Genomic DNA, 18,144 nt, shown 5'->3' with positions numbered 1-18,144 from the left:
GAACACTCCCAGGGTCCGGCACTCCTCGCACGCGCTGGCGCCACCTCAGCCGCACCACGTTGCGGACGTCACACCGCCCGACGCGCGGTCGCGGGCCCCGCGGGCGGAGGCACGGCCGCGTCGGGGGGCAGGTCACGAGGCGCGTCGCGGGTGGGTCGGGGCCCCGCCGTCGGCGGGGTCCGGGAGGCCGCCAGGACCGTGCGCTCGACGTCCCGCACCACGGACTCCGCGGTCGCGTCGTCGAGGCGTGTGGCGTCCGCCGTCAGCACGACGTCGACGCCGCCGCCCGGCGCGTCCACGAGGTGCAGCGTGAGCGTGACGCCGCCCTGCTCGTCGGACGCGTCGGCGCACGCCAGCCGCCGTGACCGCGTCGGTCGTGCGCGCAGCGTCCGGTCGGGCCCGGTGCCGCGCCGGTCGTTGTACCAGCAGGTCCCGTCGTGCGCGGTCGTCGGGTCGGCGGCGGCCTCGCGCCGGAGCAGGTCCTTGTCGTAGTACGCCGAGCGGTACGCCGTCATCGCGGCCCGCCAGACGCGCGGCCCGACCTCCTCGAGCGGGGCGTCGAGACCGTCGACGTGGAGCAACCCCTCCATCGCGGTCGTCACGACGGCGTCCGCGAGCGCCGGGCGGAACCGGTTGCTCACCATGACCTGGAGAGCGAGGTCGTCCCGGCCCGCGGCGGCGGCCAGCACTCGGCACGACGCCGCGAGCAGCACCCCGGACGTGCTCGTGCGCCACCGGGCCGCCACGCGCTCGGCGGCGGGACCGAGCCGCATCGACCGCAGGACGGCCTGCCGGTAGCGCGGCCGCGCGGCGGCCACCGCGCCGCCGCCGTCCGTGCTCCCGTCTCCTGCGCCCTCGCGGGCGGTGCTCCCGCCGTCGATGGTCCCGGCGGCGATGCTCCCCCGCGGGAAGATCTCGACGGGCGCGGCCCGCATCGTGCGCAAGGTACGCGCGCGGGCGGCGGCGTCGTGCCGTCGGCCCGCGTCCGACGTCTGCCAGGCCGCCTCGTCGAGCGGCGTCCACGCGGCCCGCTCCGGCGGGACGGTCCCGGCGGCGAGGGCCGTGAGGTCGGCGTCGAGCACGGGCAGGCCCCACCCGTCGAGGGCGGTGTGCGCGACGACGAGCACCGTGTGGTGCACCGCGCCGTCGACGGTCACGAGACCGGCTCGCACGGGCAGGTCCGTCGCGTAGTCGAACGCCCGGCCCCAGAGCTCGTGGCGCATCCGTGCGCCGCGCACGGCGACGGCGTCGAGGTCGTCGACCCGCTCCTCGACGACCTCCACCTCCCCGGCGCCGCAGAGCTCCTGGACGAAGCCGTCGCCCCGCGCGTGGACCCGCGTCCGCAGGGAGTCGTGGCGCTCGACGAGCGCCCGCACGACCTCGACCGCCGCGGCGACGGGCAGCGGACGGTCGAGCGGACCGCCCCAGACGAGGTTGAACTGGTGGTCCTGCGGCGCGAGCGCCGCGAGCGCCCGCCGGATGGCGGTCTGTCCCCACGTGGCGGGCCCCTCGCCCGCCGGGCCACGGACCTCGACCCGGTGCACGACCCTCATCGGAACCCCTCCCCTGCGGCGACCGGTTGCGGGACCCGGACCGTGCGGCGGCGGTCGCGCTGCTCACCCGGCCACGCCCGGACGCGGCACACGTGCGGGCGCGCACCGGGCGTCGCGCACGCGGCGACGGCGCCGCCCGGGGCCGGTACGTCGGTCACCCACCACTCCTGCTCGTGCCACGCGCCGCCGTCGGCCCGCACGAGCCCGGGGGTCGTGACGTCGAGCCCGAGCACGTCGAGCAGGCGCCCGCCGACCGCCTTGGCGCACGCCTCCAGGCGCGCGAGGCGCCGCCAGTCGTCGGCGGCTCCCGCGGTCCGTCCAGCGGGGGCGAGGTAGCGCGCCGCGACACGGGCCACGTCGACGCGGGGGTCGCGCACCTGCACGTCGACGCCCACGTCGGCGGCGGCGAGCGCGACGAGCGCGTGCCCCCCGCTCCGGCTGAGGTTCCACCGCTGCCCGACGACGGGTCCCGGCTTCCCGTGCGGCCCCACCTCCCACCCGACGTCCGCCGGTGAGAGCCCCGTGCGGCGCGCGAGGATCGTCCGGGCGGCGACGTGGGCGTGCACGTAGCGGGACGCGTCGACGCCGGACACGAACCGCGCGGACCGCGCGCGCTCGGCCGGGCCGAGGAGGGTCTCGCCGCCTGGCACGGGGACCGTCGTGTCGACGGACCAGACCTCGACCTCGCGGGCACCGTTCACGCCACGACCTCCAGCCCGGCGTCACGCAGAGCGCGGTCGACCCGCACGACGACCTCCAGCCCGCCGCGCAGCGGCCGCGCCGCCACCGGCCGCAGGTCCGGCACGCGGTGATGCGCCCCCGGCACGGGCTCCGGCCCGACGGCGAGCACCGCCGCCGTCGCCCCGCGCCCCGCCGCCACGCCCGCCGCCGAGTCCTCGAGCACGAGGCACCGCCGTGGGTCGACGTCGAGCAGCCCGGCCCCGGCGCGGAAACCCTCGGGATCGGGCTTCCCGCGCGTCACGTCCTCCGAGCACACGAGGCGCCCCGGCACCGGCAGCCCGGCCGCCGTGAGGCGCGCGAGCGCGACCTCGCGCGCCGCCGACGTCACGACGGTCCACGTGCGCGGGTCCAGCCCGGCCAGCAGGTCGGCCGCGCCCGGCACGGCGACGACGCCCTCCGTGTCGTCGCACGAGAGGCGGTGCAGCCACGCGACCTCGCGCGCGACGTCGGCGCCCGGCGCGACGAGGCGGACGACCTCGACGTCGCGCCGCCCGTGGGACGCGGCGACGACGGCCGCGCCGTCGAGCCCGAGGCGCGCGGCCCACGCGAGCGTGTGGCGCTCGATCGCGGCGGACGAGTCGACGAGCGTGCCGTCGAGATCGAGCAGCAGCGCGTCCCCGCGCCACCGCCACCCCCCTGCCGGGCCGCCGCTCACAGCAGCTCCGCCGCGCGCGCGGACCGCGCAGCGGCGTACCGGTCGGCGTACTCCTGCGCGGCACCCGTCGCATGCTGGAGCCCGAGCGGCGCACGGCTCGGGCGGCCGAGCGGCGCGCCCACCGCTCGGGCCACGACGGGGAGGCCGGACGCCTCGTCCACCAGCGCCACGAGGAGGTCGGCGGCGTCGAGCCGCTCCTCGCCCGTGGCCGACGCGCGGCGAGCAGCCCACAACCCGCGCGAGACGTGCCGTCCGCCCGGCACGAGGCCGAGGAGCCCGCGCACCTCCAGCCGCTCGCACGCGAGGACCTCGACCGTCGCCCGGACGTCGGCGGTTTCCGGCTCGACGGCGGCCGCCGCGGTGTGCTCGGCCGCGACGGCGTGCTCGGCCGCGCCGTCGAGGTCACCGTGCGCGGCGAGGTCGGCGACGGCGTCCGCGGCCTGCGCACCGCACGACGCGCAGTCGTGCACGACGACCCGCACCGGCACCGCGGGACCGGCCGCGCGGCAGACGACGGCCGCGTCCCGCTCGGCCAGGAGCCGCACCGCGTCGAGGGCGGCAGGGTCGAGCCGGTCGTCGAGAGCGGCCAGGTCGGGTCGGTCGTCGAGAACGGCCGGATCGGGCCGGGCGTGTCCCGCGGGGGACGCGCCGCCCACGGCGGAGGCCGAAGCCCTGGTCACCGCCCACGCCGTGCCTGCGGCGAGCGCGTCGAGGCCGAACGCGACGAGCTCGTCCACCCGGCCCTCGGGGCGGTCGGCGGGGAGCAGCCCCGAGAGCACCCACGTCCGCACCGCGGCCGCGCGGTGCGCCGTCGTCCCCGGGCCGGCGGGCGGCGGCCAGTCCGTGCGCGCGACGTCGGACCCGAGCAGCCAGCACGCCGCGCCGAGCTCGACGAGCGTTGCGGGCGCGACACCCCCGAGCTCCGGGCAGACCCCGGCGGCGAGCGCCGCGACGTCGTGCGCGACGACCGCCGGGTCGACGCCGAGCCACCCCGCCCACGCGTCCCAGCCCCACCCGAACGGGTGCTCGAGCGGCTCGCCCACCGCCGGACGCAGGACGCGCAGCGTGCAGCGCGACCGGTCGAGCGTCACGGCGACCGACCGCAGGGTCGCGGGCGTGCGCGGTGGCGTGCGCTCCGGCCCCGGACGGTCCCACGCGTCCGGGTCGACGACGTCGCCCGCCGGGACGGTGGCGTGGCGGGCGCCGTGCGCGTCGTTGCCCGCGAGGCTGGGGCCGTCGCCGTGCTCGAGCAGGTGCGGCAGCGTCGCGACGACCGGGTATTCCTCGCGTGCGCAGAACGTCACGACGGCCTCGTCGTCGTCGCGCGCGTCGTCGGGCAGGGTCGCGAGGTGCGCGGCGAGGCGTCGGGCGCCGTCGGCGGGGAGCACGAGGCCGAGGGTCGGCACCCACTCGTCGTGGCCCAGCGGCGCCCAGGCCTGGCCCGCGGCCGCGGCGGCGCGCACGAGGTAGGCGTTGCGCGGGCTGTTCCAGTTCGAGTACAGCGCGACGGCGTGCCGCGGGCGGGCCCGCACGGCCCGCCGGACGAGTGCGGCGAAGCCCGCGACGGGCGTGACGTCGTCCTGGAGCACGAGGTGGTGCGTCGCATCCGGCGCGACGGCGGCCCAGGCGCGCTTGGCGGTGCGCAGCGGGCTGGGCGGACCGTCCGGGTCGGGGTCCTCCACGACGCGGACGTCCAGCGGCGCGCACGCACGCACGAGGCCGGACACGTCGCCCCGCGCCGGGTGGTGCATGACGACGACGCTCAGCACCGGGTCGCGGCCCTCTCCGCCGGTCGTGGCCGTTCCCGGCCCGGGCTCCCCGGCGCGCGCGACCGCCGCTCCGGCCGTCACGGCGTACCCTGCCGCACCCGGCTGCCCGCGCGTCGTCGCACGAGGTGCACCGCGACGGGGAGCAGGACGGCCAGCCCGACGACGTTCGTCACCGCGATCGTCGTGTACAGCGCGGTGGGCCCGCCGCCCGACCGCGCGAGCGCCCCGCCGACCCCGAGCGACACCGCGTGGTAGAGCACGTTGAGCGTCACGGCGACGCGCCCGTAGCCGAGCTGCTCGAGCAGCGTCACGAGGTACAGCACGAGGCCGACGCCCGCGTACGACGGCCCGACGACCCGCAGGTACAGCGCCGCCTGCGCGGCGACCTCCGGGTCGGCGGAGAGCTGCCCCGCGAGGAGGGGTGCCGCCGCGAGGACGAGGCCGCCCACGACGACGTACGTCCCCGCGACCACGACCGTCCCGGCGCGGAACGTGCGCGGCAGGAGACCGAGCGCGCCCGCACCCCACTGCTGGTTCATGACGATGCTCACCGCGGCCGCGAGGCCGATGGCCGGCACGACGACGAGCGTCTGGACCGTCGCCGCGCCGCCGAACCCGGCGACGACGGCGGTCCCCGACGGCCCGAGCACCCACACCATGACGAGGTTCGTCACGGTGAGCAGGAGGTAGGACAGGCCGACCGGCAGGCCGACGCCGAGGAGGAGCGCGCGCACGTCGACGCCCCGGTGGTCCGCCGCGCCCGGTCGCGCGACGCCGCGCGTCGGCCGTCCTGGGCTCGGGAGGAGGCGCGCGCGCACGAGGAGGACCCACGCGACGCCCGCGCCCACGAGGGTCGACCCCGTGATCGCGACCGGGACGGCGAGGACGCCGAACCCGCCGACCAGCCCGGCCAGCCACACGACGACGACCTGCAGCCCGGCGACGAGCAGCGCCACGGTCGCCGACGCGCCCGTGCGGCCCCAGCCGCGCAGCGCGGCGGCCGCCACCGCCGTCGGCACGGACAGGACGCTCGCGACGACCGTCCAGCGCGCGAACGCCACGAACTCCGCGACGAGCGGGCCCGGCACCGCGAGCACGGTCGCGAGCGCCGGGGCGGCGAGGACGACGAGCAGCGCCACGGCGCCGAGCACCGCGGTGCCCGCACCCACGAACCGGCCCAGGAGCGCCGTCGTCGCGGACGTCGGCGCGTCGTCCCCGTCGCGCGCGCCGCGCAGGCGAGCGAACCCGACCTGCGTCGAGACGTCGAGGCCCTCCTGGACCGCGAGGACGAGGAACGTCACGGGGATGAACAGCGCGCGCACGTACAGGGCGTCGTCGCCCATGTGGCCGAGCAGTGCCGCCACGACGAGCTGCGCGAGCGCCCCGACGACGAGCGCGGCGCAGATCGGGCCCGCGAGCCGCAGGACGCGACGACGCAGCCTCGCGACCGACGGGACCGACGGGACCGACACGTCCGTCGGGGCGCCCACCGCGCGCGAGCCTCCGGCAGCATCCGAGCCGCCCGCCCCGTCCAGCGGCGCGGCGGCGTGCGGATCAGGCCCGGGTGCGGGCAAGGCCGGCGCCCTTCCTGCAGCCCTAGACCAGCTCGGCATGCCGTGCCCTGCCCTGCAGCCAGCCCTGGGCGAGCGTGAGCCGCTGGACGGTCCGCGTGCCCTCCATCATCTCCAGCCCGGGCACGTCCCGGACGAGCTTGTCGACGTACGGGTGCTCCCAGCGTGCACCGGGGCCGAGCAGCGCGGGCACCGTGCGGGTGACCTCGTCCGCGAGGTCCAGCGCCGTGGCCTTCGCCGCCGCGGGCAGCGTCCCGTCCGCCGGGTCGGCGTCGGCCCCGCGCGCCGCCTGGAGCACGAGGGCCCGGGCCGCGTGGAGGCGGTCGTCGAACGTCTCGAGCAGCCGGCGCTCGTCGGCCCGGAACGACGACCGCTCGGCCCGCACGTAGTCCAGCGCCGCCTGCGTGACACCCACTGCCAGCGCCGCGACGACGGGCCGCAGCCGGTTGAACGTGCGGACCGCACCGAGGAGCCCGCGGCGCGACGGCGAGAGGTGCCGGCCCAGGGTGTCCTCCGGGCGGAGCGGCACGTCGCGCAGCCGCACCTCGCCGAGCTGCACGGCCCGCATGCCCGTCGTCACGAGCGGGGCGGCGTCGAAGCCCGGGCGCGCGGTGTCGACGAGGTACACCCCGACCCCGAGCGGACCCGGGCGGTGCCGCGCGAACACGACGCCGAGGCTCGCGCGGGCGACGTTGCCGACGTACTTCTTGTGGCCGCGCAGGACGCCTTCTGCGACCACCGCGGTCTCGAGCGCGGCGGCGTCCGAGCCGCGGTCGGGCTCGGTGAGCCCGAAGAACGTCCAGGTGCGCGGCTGCGCGACGTGCCGGTAGAAGCGGTCGCGCTGCTCGTCGTCCGCGAGGTCGTCCACGACGACCCCGGACATCGACGGCCCCGGCGCCCCGACGACGACGGACGCGTCGCCCCACGCGAGCGTCTCCGCGACGACGGCGCGCTCGACGCACGTGCGCACGAGCACGGGCACGCCCCGCACGCGCAGCGGGTCGTCGAGGTAGCCGGGCGGGAAGCCGCCGAGCTGCCGGTAGGGCAGCACACCAGAGTCGAGGAGCGCGTGCAGGGCTCCCGGGTCGGCGTCGACCGCGAGCGCGCGCTCGCGGAGCGCGGCGGCCACGGGGCGCAGGTGGTCCCGCAGCGCGCCGAGATCGACGGTGGTCATGCGTCCTCCCCTTCCCCGCCGCCGGTGGCCGCGGTCGGCAGCGTGCCGCTCGCGTGGCCGAGCAGGTCGATCGTGCGGGACAGCCGGGCCGCCTCGCCGTCGACGAACCCCGAGGCGCCGAACAGGTTGTGGACGGCGCGCGACGCGCGGTCGAGCACCGTGGTGACGCGCGCCAGCGTCGCCGCGGGGACCGGCCCGGCGTCCGCCGGCCCCCCGCGCCCCGCCGGCTCCCCGGGCTCCGCGGTCACGCGCGCCAGCAGGGCCTGCGCCTCCAGGTGCGCGAGCGCCGCGTCCGCGAGGACGAGGCGCACCGGCGGCAGGTTCACCGTCGCCGCGCCGCCGATGCTCCGGCCGCGGAGCCGGTCGACGGCACGGTCGGTCAACCGTTCGCACAGGCCCGTCCGCGCCCACGCCACGCCGACGCGCCACGCGGCGTCCGCGGCACGGGCACGTCGGTCGTCCACCGTCTCGGACGCCGCGCGCCACGCGAGCAGCGGGCCGGCGTCCGACAGCACCTCGCCCAGCAGCACCGACCTGGGCGGCGGGGCGACGGCGTCGGGCAGCAGGACGCACTCGCCCGGCAGCACCGCGACCGGCAGCACCGCGGCGAGCGCGACGAGCGCCGCGACCGCGCCCTGCTCTCGGGCGACGTCGCGCACCCCGGGGACCCCGGTCGCCACGACGTCGGCACCCACCGTGCCCGCGTCTCGCGAGACGATCCCCGTGCTCATGCGAGCACCGCCTCGCGGGCGCGGCCGTCGGTCTCGCGGGACGTCGCGGCCGACCACGGACCGAGGGCGAGCGAGCAGCGGTAGCCGAGCTCGACGCACCGCTCGTGCAGCACGACGGGCGCGTCCGGGGCGTCGTCGTCCGCGAGCACCTCCCAGACGCCCGTCGCCGCGGCCCCGCGGGCGGTGTGCCGCACGACGTCGCCGTCGAGCAGGGGCACGTCGGCGAGTTCCACGTCGACGCCGAGGACGACGCGCCGGGCGTCCGGGCCCACCTTCCGGGGCGCGGCGGACGCCTCCGCCGACGCGCCGCGACCCGCGGGACGCGGACCTCGCGGCACCCGCACGACCGACAGGTCCTCGACCGGCCGCCCCGCGCCGTCGCGCCCCACGACGAGCGCCACCACGCGGTCCCGCGCCGGGACGCGCGTCGCCGTGGGCGGGAGCGTGCACTGCTCGAGGACGAGCACGACGGCCGTCCCACCACGCGCTGCATCGCCCGACCCGCCGTCCGACCCGACGCCCGGCCCGCCGTCGGCGAGCAGCTCGCCCGCGAGCCGCAGCGCGGTGAACGGGCCCGCGACCCCCTGCTCCGTGACGCAGAAGGTGAAGGGGCCGCCGTCGAACAGGTCCGCGACGAACCCGCCGAGGAGCCGTTCGTGCTGAAGGTCGGGTGTCGTCACGACGAGCACGACGAGGCGCACGTCGTCGAGCAGACCGCGCCCGCCGAGGGCCGCGCGCGCGGCGCGGATCATCGTCGGGTAGTCGCGGCCAGGCCCGTCCTCGAGCCAGTCCGTCGGCTGGTCCTCGCCGTAGACGTAGCGCAGGTCCTCCGCGACCGAGCGCCGCGTCCCGTCCCCGACGGGCGCGAGGTCGTCGACCGGGACGTCCACGACCGCCCGCACCCGCAGCCCGTCCCCGCGCGGCCGGGACACCCGCGAGGCTCCGGCGCCGCTGCCCCCGGACGGCACGTCAGTTCCGGGTCGAGTGCTCGACGACGAAGTCCGTCAGCGAGCCGACCGTCTCGAGGTGGTGCTGCTCGAGCGACTCCGGGTCGACCTCCATGTCGAGGGAGTCCTCGAGGGCCATGAGCAGGCCGAGGACGCTCGTGGAGTCGAGGTCGAGGTCGTCGAACAGGCGCGTCGTGGCGGTCACGTCGGGCAGCGGTCGCCCGAGGACGCTCGACAGCGCCTCGACGACGGCCCCCACGACGCGCTCGCGGCCGAGGGCCTCCTGCGGCTCGGTGCTGGTGCTCACGATGGTTCCTCCGGTGGTGGGTCGGCGCCCGCGGGGCGGGCGGTGGCTGGACGACGGCGGACGGGCGGCGGGTCAGGGGACGGCGCCGGCGGCGACGGGCTCGACCCGCGCGCCGAGGTCGTGGAACACCTGGCGCGCGAGGAGGTCGTCGGGCGTGTCCGCGTGCCGGACGAGGAACGTCTCGTCGCCCAGCGTGAGGACCTCGGCCGGGTACCCGTGGCTGAGGAAGTGCACCGGCGACGCCGTCGCGCCGTACGCGCCGGAGCGTTCCACGGCGACGAGGTCGCCCGGTGCGAGGTCGGCCGGGAGGGCCACGGCCTTGCCGATCGTGTCGTTGGGGGTGCACAGGGGACCGGTGACGTTCCACGCGACGTCCTCGGCGGTCGAGGCGGGCCCGACGCGGCGCATGGGGAAGTTGCGCTTGACGAACGACCCGATGCCGACGGCCGCCATGTGGTGGTTCGTGCCGCCGTCGGCCACGGCGAACCGCTCGCCCATGGACTCCTTCACGTACCGCACGCGCGCGACGTACGTGCCGCAGAGCGCCACGAGGTAGCGGCCGAGCTCCATGACGAGGTCGGTCCGGGGGTGGCGCTGCACGAACGCCTCGACGACGGGGTTGAGCGCCGCGGTGAGGACCTCGACGTCGAGGTCGCGCTCGCGCTCGAAGTACGCGACGCCCAGGCCCCCGCCGACGTCGACGAGCTCCAGCGGGAACCGCAGGCGCTCCGCGAGCCGCTCCGCGAGGTCGAAGATCCGCGTCGTGTTCTCGGCGATCGTGCCCTCGTCGAGGATGCGCGTCCCCAGGTACACCTGGACGCCCACGACGCGGGCCGCGGTGAGCCCGGCGCACAGGTCGGGCGCGTCGAGGAGCTGCTGCTCGTCGATCCCGAACTGGCGCGGCTTGCCGCCCATCGTGAGCCCGGAGCCCTTCACGGAGAACGACGGGTTGACGCGCAGCACGACGCGCGCGGGCCGTCCCACCGCCTGCGCGAGCTCGTCCACGAGCGCGAGCTCGGGGAGCGACTCCACGATGATCGCGCGCACGCCCGAGTTGAGGCACGAGACGAGCTCGTCGCGGCTCTTGCCGGGGCCGAGGAACAGGACGTCCTGCGGCGCGACGCCCGCGGCGAGCGCGGTGCGCAGCTCGGCGAGCGACGACACCTCGGCGTTCGCGCCGAGCGCGTGCAGCAGCCCGCAGACGCTGACGTTCGGGTTCGCCTTGAGCGAGTAGAAGATCCCCAGCGCGGGGTGCAGCCGCTCGCGCAGCGCCCGGTAGTTCGCGGCGAGCACGTCGCCGTCGTACACGTACACGGGGGTCCCGTACCGCTCCGCGACCGCGGCGAGGTCCGCGCTCCCGGGCGTCGTCGGCCGGGTCGGCGTCGTGGTCATCGGGCGTCTCCTTCGGTGGGGCGGGCGGAGGGCCGCGAGGCCAGCCGCTCCGTCACGGCGCGGTCGAGGCGGGTCAGGGTCTCGTCGTCGGGCGCGACGAGGAGGCCGTGGAGGCGGCCCGCGAACGTGGCGCCCGGCGTCGGGCCCGGCGCACCCGCGTTGACGGTGCCCGTCCCCTGGACGACGAGGCCCGCCTCGCCGGGGGCGCCCGGCAGCAGGTCCCCGAGGAGGTCGTGGAGCGCCGCGAACGGGAGCGGAGCGTCGAGCACCAGCGGGTACTGGCGCGCGAGCGCGACCCACCCGTCCGGCTGGAACCGCTCCTGGAGCGGGACGGTGTACGTCGACATGTTGCTGCGCGCGTTGATCTCGAGGACGGGCAGGAGCCGACCGTCCGTGCGCACGAGCGCGTCGACCCCGACGAGGCCGTGGAAGCCGTCGGCCGCGAGACGCGTGCCGAGACGCCCGGACAGCTCGGCCAGCGTGTCGACCTGGTCCGCGGGCAGGCGCGACGGGATGCGGTGGCCCTGGTGGACGCCGCCCTCCGTGATCGCCTCCTTGACGAAGTCGAACGTGACCGAGCCGTCGCGCGCGACGGTGAAGTGGTAGTTGAGGTCCGCCGCCTTGTCGGCCCAGACCTCCACCACGACGGCGAGGCGGTCGTCGCCCGAGCGCGCGGCCCGGCGCGCGACCATGCGCACGAGCTGGTCGAGCCGGCGCGGGTCGTCGACGACGAGGATCCCCTTGCCCGAGACGCCGTACGCGTCCTTGACGCCGACGGTCGCGCCGTCCGCGACGAGCCGCGCGGCCTCGGCGCATGCGCGCTCGAAGTCCTCGACGGTCCGGCACGCCCAGCCGCGCGCCTGCTCGACGCCCAGCTCGTCGCACAGGCCGCGGCTGTAGACCTTGCTGTTGACGGTCTTGGTCGTCGCCGCGTCGGGGAGCACCGAGCGCAGGCCCGTCGCCGTCGCGAGGTCCTCCTCGGCCGACGACGTCCCGTGCGCGAGGAGCCGCACGCCGCCCGCCGCGAGCTCCCCGAGGCGCGCGAGCAGCGCGGGCGAGTCGAGGGCGTCGAGCGTCACCGTGCGCAGGGGGTCGCTCGACCCGGCGACGTGCACCGTGGGCAACCCGACGCCGAGAGCGTCCAGGTGCGCGAGGTGGTCGGGGTCGGGCTCGGCCTTGAGCACGACGTGGTCGCGCGGGCCGGCGAGCAGCAGCGCGAGCTCGTCCATGCGGTGGACGAGCGCAGCCGTCGCCGACGCGCCGCCGACCGTGGGCAGGCCGACCTCGCCGACCGCCCACGCGTCCTCGACCTCGAAGTTCCCCAGCAGCACGAGCGGCGCGTCGGGCGCGCCCGCGAGCGCGCGCTTGGCGCGCGCGAGGAACGGCTCGCGGCCGACCGCCGCCGACGCGTGCGAGGCGGTCCCCGTCACCTGCTCGACCGTCATGCCTGCTCCTTCGTGTCGTGGACCGCGTCGCTCTCGGAGCCCTCGGAGGTGTCGGAGCCCTCGTGGCGCAGGACCATGGCGGAGAACGTGGCGCCCAGCCCGACGGCGACCATGAGGAACGGGTCGCCGGGCCGCAGCCGACCCTCGGTGCGCGCCGCGGCGTAGCCGATGAACGAGTCCGCCCCGAAGCAGTGGCCGGTCACCGGGACGTCGTCGAGCCGGACGCGCGCGAGCGGGAGGGCGAGGCGCGCGCACAGCCGCCGCCAGGAGACGCGGTTGACGTTGTGCGGCAGGACGAGCGCGAGGTCGTCCAGCGTGAGGCCCGCGCGCTCGACCGCCTCGAGCACGACCTCGGCCAGCACCTCGGTGTACGCGACGCCGAACGGGCCCGCGAGGTCCTCGGGCAGCGGCACCTGGTGGTACTCGCCCAGCGTGCGGGTCGCGTACGCGAGGACGGGGCTGCCCGGCGTGCGCACCGACCCGCCGACAGTCGGGCCCGACGCCGCGACGAGGCACGCCGCCGTGCCCTCGCCCATGATCGTCGTGCCCTCGATGAGCCGGGAGCCCGGGCTGAACGCCTTCTCGCCCGTGAGCACGAGCGCGAGCGCGTCCGGGTCGCCGTCCGACGCGAGGAGGCGCCCCGCGAGGTCGACCGCGAGCAGCGCCGACGCGCACGCGTGCTGGGTGAGCGTCCACACGACCGCGTGGTCCAGGCCGAGGCGCGCCGCGGCGTCGTGCAGGGGGTTCGCCCCGACCGGGGCGACCGTCGCGATGGTCCGCGCCCCCAGCACGTACCGCACGCGGTGCTCGTTGCCCGCGAGACCGGGCACCGCGCGCGCCGCGGCGACGAGCAGGTCGGTGAGGGTCTGCCCCGGCGCCGTGCACACCTCGCGCAGCCCGAAGAACCGCTCGAACACGCCGAGCTCGAGGTGGTCGAGGCCCAGCTCGTCGGCGAGGTCGCGGATCGGCACGCGCGTCGCGGGCACGTGCGCGCCGACGTCGACGAGGGTCGTCATGCCGCCGTCCCGGGGACGTCGACGACGCTGCGCAGGTGCGCCGCGAGCGCGCGGGGCGTCGGGTTGTCGACGACGGCCTCCGGGTCGAGGTCGACGCCGAGAGCGTCCTCCAGGTCGCCGAGCAGCGCCAGCACCTGGACCGATCCGAGGCCGAGACCGGCGAGGTCGGCCCCCGGGTCCACGTCGGCGGTGGCGACGCCGAGCGCGGTGGCGACGTGGCGCAGCACGAGGTCGTCGAAGGCGTCGTGGCGGGGTGCGGTCATGATCGGGTCCCTGCGAGCTCGGGGTGCGCGCGGGCCCGGGCCGCGCGCAGGGAGTGGAGCTCGGCCAGGTCGCCCCGACCGTGCAGGTCGCGCGCCCGGCCGCGCTGGATCTTGCCGCTCGTGGTCCGCGGCACCTGGCCGGGACGCACGAGGACGACGTCGTGCACCGTGGCGCCCGAGACCGTAGCGAGGTGGGCCGCCATCTGGCGGACGACGGCGTCCAGCTCCTCCTCGGCGCTCGCCGCCCCGTCCGCACGGGCGCCCGGCGTGGGGCGGAACTCCTGGACCGCGCACAGCGTGCCGGGCCGACCGTCCGCCTCGAACACCGCGCCCGGCCGCCCCTCGGCCCCGGGGTGCAGACGGCGCAGCTCGCGCTCGAGGTCGTACGGGTAGAGGTTGCGTCCCGCGACGATGAGGAGCTCCTTGATGCGGCCCGTGACGACGAGCTGCCCGTCGTGCATCGCCCCCAGGTCGCCGGTCCGCAGCCACGGGCCCGTGCCGTCCGCGGCGACGGCGCCGAAGGTCTCCGCCGTCGCGGCCGCCGACGCGTCGCCCCAGTACCCGGCCGCGACGCTGCCGCCGCGCAGCCAGACCTCGCCGACCGCGCCGTCCGGCAGGGTGGCGCCCTCGGCGTCCACGACCCGCAGGTCCACCCCGCTCGGCACGCCGCAGCACACGAGGCGCACGCCGGGGTCGACGGCCGCCGCCGTGGCGTCGGGGAGCGCGGACAGGTACGACGCCTCCGCCGTCACGACCAGGCGGCCGTCGGCGAGCGCCGCCTCGTCCGCCGTGACGACGAGCGGGAGCCGCCTGTCGGGGTACGTGGCGGTCAGCGTCGCCTCCGCGAGGCCGTACCCGGGGCCGTGCGCGGACCCGCGGAAGCCCACGGCCTCGAACCGGCGCGTGAACGCGTCGAGGACGGCGGGGTCGACCGGCTCGGCACCCCCGAGCGCCCAGCGCAGGCGGGACAGGTCGAGCTCGGCGAGCTGGTCGTCGCGCACGCGCCGCGCGCACTGGTCGTAACCGAAGTTCGGCGACGCCGTGACGGTCGCCCCCGTCTCGGTGATGGCGGAGAGCCAGCGGACCGGGCGCTTGAGGAACGACGTCGAGGGCACGACGACCGCCGTCGCCCCGAGGCCCAGCGGCACCAGGAGCATCCCGACGAGCCCGAAGTCGTGGTACCCGGGGAGCCAGCTGCAGAAGACGTCGTCCGGGACGAGGTCGAGCGCCGTCGTGAAGGCGTCGTGGTGGTGCAGCACGTTCGCGTGCGTGACCACGACGCCCTTGGGGCTGCTCGTGGACCCGGAGGTGTACTGGAGGAACGCGACGTCCTGCGGGCCGGGGCGGTCACGCCGTGCCGGGCCGTCCGTCGCGCCGTCGACCACGGTGACGACGACCGGGCCGCCGTCGGCCCGCCGCAGCGGCGCGGCCCACTCCGTCGTCTCGGTCGCGGCGGTCGGGTCGACGAGCACCACCGCGGCGTCACAGTCCGCGAGCATGCCCCGCACGCGCTCGCGCTGGTACGCCTGCCCGCCCGGGAGGGGCGACGGGACGGGGACCAGCCCGGCGGAGAAGCACGCGAGGAGCCCGACGACGAACGACGCGGTGGCGGAGTAGAGGACCAGGGCCCGGTCGCCGGGCTGGTGCCGGGCTGCGAGGCGCGCCGCGAGCGCCGCCGCCTGCATGTCGAGTTCGGCGTAGGTGAGCGTGCGCCGCTCCCCCACCTCCGGCACGACGACGACCGCGGCGTGGTCCGGGCGCTCGCGCACGTGGTCGCGGACGAGGTCCACGAGAGTCCGGTCGTCCGGCAGCACGCCCACGTCGCCCCCTGCTCGCCGGCGCCGGGACCGTCCCGACGCACGCGGACACCAGGCAGCACGCACCCCGCCCGGCGGTCCGGGGGAAGCCTCGCAGCGGTTGCTCGCGGTGTAAACAAATTCGGCTGGCCGGAAGAGGACAGAAGCCTTCTCTTGCCCGCAAGCTGTCACATCGGTCCGCACCGCGGGACGACCCGGGACCGTTGCCGGGGTCGACTACAGTCACACGGCGTGACCTCGACGGAGCGGGACCCGGTCCTCGGGGCCCGCCGTTCCGCGCGGGCCCTCGCGCTGCGCCGCGCGCACGACGTCCTCGTCCTCGACGACGGCAGCGAGGACTGTCCGGAGCCGCTGTGGGTCCGGGTCCGCGAGCGCACCCGCCACGCCGCACGCCTCCGGGTCGTGACGCTCGGCGTCGGCGGTGCGGGCGGCGCCCCCGCGGTCGAGCGCCGGGTCGCCACCACCCTCCCGGTGTCGCTCGTCGCCCTCGACGACACCGTCGTGCTCGTGGCGCGCCCCGGCCGCACGCGCGCCGTGACGGACCGCGACGCCGTCGCCGCCCTCCGCGCCCTCGCCGAGTCCGAGTGGGACCGCGCGCGGCCCGACGGCGACGCGCTCGCCCCGAGCGAGGACACGCTGCTGCGGCTCCTCGCCGAGGGCAAGACCGACACCGCCGTCGCCGTCCGGCTCGGCGTCTCGCCCCGCACCGTGCGCCGTCACGCCGCCGGCCTCATGGGGCGGCTCGGCGCCACCAGCCGGTTCGAGGCCGGCGTCCGGGCCGCGCAGCGCGGCTGGATCCGGATGACCGACCGCTAGCGCGCCGCGTCCGCCGCGACCTGGGCGTCGCTGCGCAGGATGCAGAACTCGTTGCCCTCCGGGTCGGCGAGGACGACCCAGCCGCCGCCGTCGGGCGTGCGGCGGTCGGCGACCTGGGTCGCGCCGAGGGCGAGCAGGCGCTCGACCTCCTCCTCGCGCGACCCGTCGGTGGGCCGCAGGTCGAGGTGGACGCGGTTCTTCAGCTGCTTGTCGTCGGGCACCTCGACGAACAGGACGTGCCCACGGCTCTCGGTGGGCGTCGTCGCGTCGGCCGGCGGGACGATCATGCACTCCTCGTGGCCGGGGAGGTTCGGGTCACCGGGCACGTCGGTGTACCCGAGGACCTGGGCCCAGAAGACGGACTGCGCGTAGGCGTCCCGCGCGTCGAACGTGGTGTGGGAGATACGAGAGGTCATGGCGCGACCCTGCCACGCGCTCGCCGCGCGGGCACCGGCTTTTCGGCCCACACTGACCGGCGTGAGCCCACGGACGAGGCACGTCGCATGGACCGGCTGGGACGACGACCCGGACCGCCTCGAGGCGGCGACGGTCACCGTGCGCGGCGACCGCCTGGCCGCGCTCGGCACGTCGCGCGCGACGACGTACGCGACGGCGTGGGCGCTGCGCACCGGGCCGGGCTGGGTCACGGAGCACCTCGACGTGTCGGTGCGGGGCCTCGGGTGGTCGCGGCACCTCGACCTCGTCCGGACGCCCGACGGCGCGTGGCGGGCCGACGTGCGCGAGGCGGGGACGCCGCCGTCGGGCCTGGCCGCGCCCGGTGTGGCGGACCCGGCCACGCTCGACGGGGCGCTGGACTGCGACATCGCGCTCTGCCCGGTGACGAACACGATGCCGATCCTGCGGCTCGGCCTGCTCGGGGACGACCCGCCGGCGCACGAGACGCACCTCGTCATGGCCTGGGTCGAGGTGCCGTCGCTGCGCGTCCTGCGCAGCGACCAGGTCTACGCGGCGCGCGAGCCGCTCGACCCCGCGACCGGGCAGGGCGTCGTCACCTACACGAGCGCGACGCGGGACTTCACGGCCGACCTCACCGTCGACGCCGACGGTCTGGTCGTGGACTACCCGGAGCTCGCGCGCCGCCTTTGACCCCGCCGACCACGAGGTTGCCGTCGTTCTCACGTCGAGAACGACAGCAGGGTCGTGCTCGACCGGGGGCAGGGTCGTGGTCGGCGAGCCGAGCCCCCGTCAGTCGTGCGGAGGGCGGCGCAGGCGCTTGACGTCGGTCCGCCGCTTCTTGGCGGCGATCCGCCGCTCGACGGACCCACGCGTGGGCCGCGTCGCCCGCCGGGTCGGCCCGGGCGGTGCGACGGCGGCCGCCAGCAGCGCCGCGAGCCGGGTGCGCGCCGCCTCGCGGTTGCGTCGCTGCTCGCGGTGCTCCGACGCCGCGACGGTGACGACGCCGTCCACGACCCGCCGCCCCAGGCGGTCCAGCATCCGCGCCCGCTGGGCCTCCGTGAGCACCGCCGACCGTGCGACGTCCCACGACAGCTCGACGCGCGAGTCCGTCGTGTTGACGCCCTGCCCGCCGGGCCCGGACGAGCGCGAGAACCGCCACGACAGCTCCGCCTCGGGCACGACCAGGCTGGTCGTCACGCGCAGGCCGGGGCGGGCGTCGTCGGGCATCCGTCCATCGTGCCCGACGACGGTCCCCGAGCCCCAGCGGAATCCGCCGGACCTGGCGCCCTGGCCGCCGGGCAGCCCGGGCCGCTCGACGCGCGGGACGACCCGTCCGACCTGCAAGATCACAGCGCGCCCACCTTGACCTCAACCGTGGTCGAGGTCCTAGCGTGGCTGCATACCGACGGAAGGAACCTGAGGAACCATGCCTGTCTACACTCTCCCCGAGCTGTCCTACGACTACGGTGCGCTCGAGCCGCACATCTCCGGGCGGATCATGGAGCTGCACCACTCCAAGCACCACCAGGC

At 77.2% G+C, this 18,144-nt stretch carries 18 protein-coding genes and 1 pseudogene; 3 read left to right on the top strand and 16 right to left on the bottom strand.

Annotated features, from left to right (window positions below):
* Window positions 1-68: 68 nt before the first annotated feature.
* From ACZ4MO_RS00095 to ACZ4MO_RS00030, 14 genes are all read right to left on the bottom strand, one after another.
* The gene (locus ACZ4MO_RS00095; protein WP_175010147.1) at window positions 69-1,553 is read right to left on the bottom strand and encodes a condensation domain-containing protein; all 1,485 of its coding nucleotides are present in this window, start codon (window positions 1,551-1,553) and stop codon (window positions 69-71) included.
* On the bottom strand, window positions 1,550-2,254 hold the full coding sequence (locus ACZ4MO_RS00090) for a 4'-phosphopantetheinyl transferase family protein (RefSeq protein WP_175010148.1): 705 nt from the start codon (window positions 2,252-2,254) through the stop codon (window positions 1,550-1,552). Before ACZ4MO_RS00090 ends, ACZ4MO_RS00095 begins: the two co-directional genes overlap by 4 nt.
* Window positions 2,251-2,949 (bottom strand): HAD-IA family hydrolase, encoded by a 699-nt coding sequence (locus tag ACZ4MO_RS00085; protein WP_175010149.1) that lies wholly within the window; start codon window positions 2,947-2,949, stop codon window positions 2,251-2,253. Before ACZ4MO_RS00085 ends, ACZ4MO_RS00090 begins: the two co-directional genes overlap by 4 nt.
* Entirely contained in the window at window positions 2,946-4,799 is a 1,854-nt protein-coding gene (locus ACZ4MO_RS00080; RefSeq protein ID WP_175010150.1) for a hypothetical protein, read from the bottom strand. Before ACZ4MO_RS00080 ends, ACZ4MO_RS00085 begins: the two co-directional genes overlap by 4 nt.
* Window positions 4,796-6,208, bottom strand: a complete 1,413-nt coding sequence (locus ACZ4MO_RS00075) for an MATE family efflux transporter (protein ID WP_186810522.1) — start codon at window positions 6,206-6,208, stop codon at window positions 4,796-4,798. Before ACZ4MO_RS00075 ends, ACZ4MO_RS00080 begins: the two co-directional genes overlap by 4 nt.
* Window positions 6,209-6,314: 106 nt before the next feature.
* Window positions 6,315-7,463: an acyl-CoA dehydrogenase family protein gene (locus ACZ4MO_RS00070; protein ID WP_175010152.1), complete on the bottom strand. Its 1,149-nt coding sequence runs from the start codon at window positions 7,461-7,463 to the stop codon at window positions 6,315-6,317.
* Window positions 7,460-8,194, bottom strand: a complete 735-nt coding sequence (locus ACZ4MO_RS00065; RefSeq protein ID WP_175010153.1) for an acyl-CoA dehydrogenase — start codon at window positions 8,192-8,194, stop codon at window positions 7,460-7,462. The genes ACZ4MO_RS00070 and ACZ4MO_RS00065 overlap by 4 nt, the downstream gene beginning before the upstream one ends.
* Window positions 8,191-9,126, bottom strand: coding sequence for a hypothetical protein (locus tag ACZ4MO_RS00060; protein WP_175010154.1), 936 nt, complete (start codon window positions 9,124-9,126; stop codon window positions 8,191-8,193). The genes ACZ4MO_RS00065 and ACZ4MO_RS00060 overlap by 4 nt, the downstream gene beginning before the upstream one ends.
* A gap of 37 nt (window positions 9,127-9,163) precedes the next feature.
* Entirely contained in the window at window positions 9,164-9,448 is a 285-nt protein-coding gene (locus ACZ4MO_RS00055; protein ID WP_021482864.1) for an acyl carrier protein, read from the bottom strand.
* 72 nt (window positions 9,449-9,520) lie between these two features.
* Window positions 9,521-10,840, bottom strand: a complete 1,320-nt coding sequence (locus ACZ4MO_RS00050; protein ID WP_175010155.1) for an alanine racemase — start codon at window positions 10,838-10,840, stop codon at window positions 9,521-9,523.
* Entirely contained in the window at window positions 10,837-12,285 is a 1,449-nt protein-coding gene (locus ACZ4MO_RS00045) for a preATP grasp domain-containing protein (protein WP_175010156.1), read from the bottom strand. The genes ACZ4MO_RS00050 and ACZ4MO_RS00045 overlap by 4 nt, the downstream gene beginning before the upstream one ends.
* On the bottom strand, window positions 12,282-13,301 hold the full coding sequence (locus ACZ4MO_RS00040; RefSeq protein WP_175010157.1) for a 3-oxoacyl-[acyl-carrier-protein] synthase III C-terminal domain-containing protein: 1,020 nt from the start codon (window positions 13,299-13,301) through the stop codon (window positions 12,282-12,284). Before ACZ4MO_RS00040 ends, ACZ4MO_RS00045 begins: the two co-directional genes overlap by 4 nt.
* Window positions 13,298-13,564, bottom strand: a complete 267-nt coding sequence (locus tag ACZ4MO_RS00035; RefSeq protein WP_175010158.1) for a phosphopantetheine-binding protein — start codon at window positions 13,562-13,564, stop codon at window positions 13,298-13,300. Before ACZ4MO_RS00035 ends, ACZ4MO_RS00040 begins: the two co-directional genes overlap by 4 nt.
* Complete coding sequence (locus ACZ4MO_RS00030) at window positions 13,561-15,384, bottom strand: fatty acyl-AMP ligase (RefSeq protein ID WP_222592440.1); 1,824 nt, start codon at window positions 15,382-15,384, stop codon at window positions 13,561-13,563. Before ACZ4MO_RS00030 ends, ACZ4MO_RS00035 begins: the two co-directional genes overlap by 4 nt.
* 228 nt (window positions 15,385-15,612) lie before the next feature.
* Between ACZ4MO_RS00030 and ACZ4MO_RS00025 the strand changes: the two genes are divergently transcribed.
* Entirely contained in the window at window positions 15,613-16,197 is a 585-nt protein-coding gene (locus tag ACZ4MO_RS00025; RefSeq protein ID WP_209829398.1) for a helix-turn-helix transcriptional regulator, read from the top strand.
* Here the strand turns inward: ACZ4MO_RS00025 and ACZ4MO_RS00020 are convergent.
* The gene (locus ACZ4MO_RS00020) at window positions 16,194-16,613 is read right to left on the bottom strand and encodes a VOC family protein (protein ID WP_175010160.1); all 420 of its coding nucleotides are present in this window, start codon (window positions 16,611-16,613) and stop codon (window positions 16,194-16,196) included. The two genes, ACZ4MO_RS00025 and ACZ4MO_RS00020, sit on opposite strands and share 4 nt — an antisense overlap.
* A gap of 61 nt (window positions 16,614-16,674) precedes the next feature.
* Between ACZ4MO_RS00020 and ACZ4MO_RS00015 the strand changes: the two genes are divergently transcribed.
* The gene (locus tag ACZ4MO_RS00015; RefSeq protein WP_255437412.1) at window positions 16,675-17,304 is read left to right on the top strand and encodes a putative glycolipid-binding domain-containing protein; all 630 of its coding nucleotides are present in this window, start codon (window positions 16,675-16,677) and stop codon (window positions 17,302-17,304) included.
* Between the two features lie 99 nt (window positions 17,305-17,403).
* Here the strand turns inward: ACZ4MO_RS00015 and arfB are convergent, their stop codons facing one another.
* Window positions 17,404-17,841, bottom strand: coding sequence for an alternative ribosome rescue aminoacyl-tRNA hydrolase ArfB (arfB, locus tag ACZ4MO_RS00010; RefSeq protein ID WP_175010162.1), 438 nt, complete (start codon window positions 17,839-17,841; stop codon window positions 17,404-17,406).
* Between the two features lie 199 nt (window positions 17,842-18,040).
* Here arfB and ACZ4MO_RS00005 point away from each other — a divergent pair.
* Window positions 18,041-18,144, top strand: a pseudogene (locus ACZ4MO_RS00005) (superoxide dismutase); the annotation flags it as partial.

Source organism: Sphaerisporangium cinnabarinum, from assembly GCF_055567015.1.
Note: the sequence above shows the minus strand (reverse complement) of the source record. Positions and strands in the feature narration are given on the sequence as shown.